The organism is Microcystis sp. LE19-84.1B (assembly GCF_027531875.1).
Taxonomy (GTDB): Bacteria; Cyanobacteriota; Cyanobacteriia; order Cyanobacteriales; family Microcystaceae; genus Microcystis; species Microcystis panniformis.
Genome location: NZ_JAPZSR010000087.1, coordinates 1 through 2,846 on the forward strand (window position 1 = coordinate 1; position 2,846 = coordinate 2,846).

Annotated in this window: 4 protein-coding genes; 3 read left to right on the forward strand and 1 reads right to left on the reverse strand. The window is 44.8% G+C overall.

The annotated features are described in order from the left end of the window. The 3 genes from O9324_RS05245 to O9324_RS05255 all read left to right on the forward strand — a co-directional run. A partial coding sequence (locus tag O9324_RS05245; RefSeq protein ID WP_288139635.1) for a sigma factor-like helix-turn-helix DNA-binding protein occupies positions 1-283 on the forward strand: 283 nt, incomplete at its 5' end. After that, positions 283-657 carry a hypothetical protein gene (locus O9324_RS05250; protein ID WP_287738407.1) on the forward strand — a complete coding sequence of 125 codons (375 nt, stop codon included), beginning with the start codon at positions 283-285 and terminating at the stop codon, positions 655-657. The genes O9324_RS05245 and O9324_RS05250, both read left to right, overlap by 1 nt. A gap of 20 nt (positions 658-677) precedes the next feature. After that, a complete protein-coding gene (locus tag O9324_RS05255; RefSeq protein ID WP_190718411.1) occupies positions 678-1,172 on the forward strand; it encodes a Spy/CpxP family protein refolding chaperone in 495 nt (164 codons plus the stop codon). Between the two features lie 101 nt (positions 1,173-1,273). On the opposite strand, the gene O9324_RS05260 is transcribed toward O9324_RS05255, so the two are convergent. Then, positions 1,274-2,425 (reverse strand): NAD-dependent epimerase/dehydratase family protein, encoded by a 1,152-nt coding sequence (locus O9324_RS05260; RefSeq protein ID WP_288139636.1) that lies wholly within the window; start codon positions 2,423-2,425, stop codon positions 1,274-1,276. Positions 2,426-2,846 lie beyond the last annotated feature (421 nt).

A 2,846-nucleotide genomic window follows, 5' to 3' on the forward strand; every position in this document is an offset into this window, starting at 1 on the left:
GAGGATGGCCAAAAGCACTGATGAGGAAAACTCCCTTGATAGCGAATCCCGTCCCCAAGATAGTCCCGATTTGATGCAATTGCATTATGAGGAGGTGGTCCGACAAGGGTTAGAAATTCTCAGTTTAGAACATCGCGCTGTCCTTGTCCTTCACGATCTAGAGGACTTACCCCAAAAGGAAATCGCCCAAATCTTAGAAATTCCCCTCGGTACGGTGAAATCACGTCTTCATTATGCGCGTAAAACCATGGGTCAATTTTTGCAAAAACAAGGAGTTCTCTAATGTCCCCAGAAGATGAGAAAGTGGTTAATTTTCTGCGTCGCTATCGTCCATCGCTGCCACCTCGACCGATAGATGAAGAAGAACAGTTAATGCAAATGATTAGGGGAGAAAGGCCGGTAACTTGCCCAAAATCCCTGCCTTTATTGGGGTGGATAACTGGTATTACTGCCTTATCTGTGCTGATTGTTGGTTCCTATCGTTGGTTTCATCCTCATCCACAACTGGGCCAAATTTCCGACGAGCAGTTAGAAGCTTTTTTAGTGGAGAGTTGGAACCATAGCATCGCTCCACCGATTGCTGCTCCTAGCGTTTATAGTTCGCCTTGGATGAGCTTAAACGAGCCTCAACTCACCTATTCTACCTATAATCCTTAATTTCTTGGTCGAGGTCAATTATGTCCCTTTCTACTCTCTCGATTCTCGGCACAACCATGGCTGTAACTCTGGCGGCTAACCTAGTCCCAACTGCCACTGTGCTATCCTATCCCCAAGATCGTCTATTTATCGCTCAAACTAGCTCTCCCCAGCGTCCTGAGAGTCGTCGAGTGAATAATTCTCGAGAAAGACTAATCGAACAATTAAACCTTACCGATGACCAAAAGTCGAAAATTGCCGCTATTCGTCAGAAATATCAGGAAAAAACCCAAAAGTTGCGAGACACCCTGAGAAGCAACGAACAAGAACTAAATAGTTTATTATCCAATAATGCCTCCGATCGAGATATCCGTTCTAAACATCAGCAAATCTCTCGGAATCGCCAAGAAATCAGTAACCTGCAATTTGAGAGTTTTTTGGAAATTCGTCAAGTGTTAACTCCCGCTCAAAGAACGGAATTTTCCCAATTAATGCAGGAACGTTGCCCTAATTCCCGCAATTGCGGACGACAATAATTCCTATCAGTGCCGATTAAGATCGAGTTTGATGCCGATACATTAGAAAAACGCCAAGGATGGGTTACTACCCCATCCTCAACTTATCATTTACTGATCAATTATCGTTTCCAAGTGACTTTTGGTAGGATATGATTCATATCTACCCGGTCTCTGTACTTGGTGGCGAAGTTCAAGAGGGAATCGAGGAGAGAATCGGAGAGATAGTGAGGTTGTAGTCCTAGATCGAGTAATTTTGTGTTTTTAGCCTTGAAATAATGTTCCTCTAACTCGATGCGCGGGTTGTCAAGATTGTTAATCTCCACATTTAACCCTAACGCAGAACCAGCTTTTTTCACCATCAGTGCCAAGTCACCGACGCTAAACAGTTCGGTAAATTGGTTAAAAACGCGGAATTCCCCGGATTGAGCGGGATTAGCGATCGCTAATTCCAAACAACCCACGGTATCGCGGATATCTAAAAATCCTCGCGTTTGGCCACCTTTACCGTACACTGTTAGGGGATGACCGATCGCCGCTTGAATACAAAAACGGTTTAAAGCAGTACCAAAAACCCCATCGTAATCGAGACGGTTAATTAACATCTCATCCATTCCCGTTTCTTCGGTGAGGACTCCATAAACCACCCCTTGATTGAGATCTGTGGCTTTTAAACCCCACATCCGACAGGCAAAATGGATATTATGGCTATCGTGGACTTTGCTGAGATGGTACATACTACCAGGCTGTTTGGGATAGGGTAAAGTATCCTTACGACCGTTATGTTCGATCGTGATGTAACCTTCTTCAATATCTATATTCGGTGTGCCATACTCACCCATGGTTCCCAGTTTTACTAGGTGCGCGTCGGGAAATTCCTCTTTCATCGCGTAGAGGATGTTTAAATTGCCAACCACGTTGTTAACTTGGGTTAAAACTGCGTGTTCGCGATCGATCATGGAGAAGGGTGCAGATCTCTGTTCTCCGAAGTGAACAATCGCATCCGGTTGAAACTGTCGCAGGGATTGAATCAAAAAGTCGTAGTTATTGATATCCCCGACAAAAAGATCGAGGGATTTTCCTGTCAGATCTTGCCAGCGTTGAATCCGATGAGATATGGGTGCGATCGGTGTTAAGGTATCGCAGCCTAATTGTAAGTCCCAATAGCGACGAACTAAACTATCAAGTATGCCTACTTCGTAACCTCTATTTGATAGATGGAGTGCCGTTGCCCAACCACAATAGCCGTCTCCGCCAATAACCAAAACTCTCATACAATATCTGTAAAGTTTATATACTCGTCTTTGGTAACTCTAGCAGTTTTGTGTCACGCTTTACCAGCTTAATCCCCGTGAATATAGTGGGGTGTGGGGTGTAGGGTGATGGGGTGTAGGGTGATGGGGAAATGGGGTGTAGGGTGTGGGGTGTAGGGTGTGGGGTGTGGGGTGATGGGGAAATGGGGTGTAGGGTGTGGGGTGTGGGGTGTAGGGTGTGGGGTGTGGGGTGATGGGGAAATGGGGAAATAGGGAGAATCAATAAAGGTAGTCTATTGACAACTGATAACTGATAACTGATAACTGATAACTGATGAGGGTGTTCTAGAAAACTTGACAAGGGAACGGATTACAGGGAAACTCAGCTTGTAATCAGTGGGCTTTGCTGACGAGAAAACAAAAGCCAAAAATCTAGATAAAA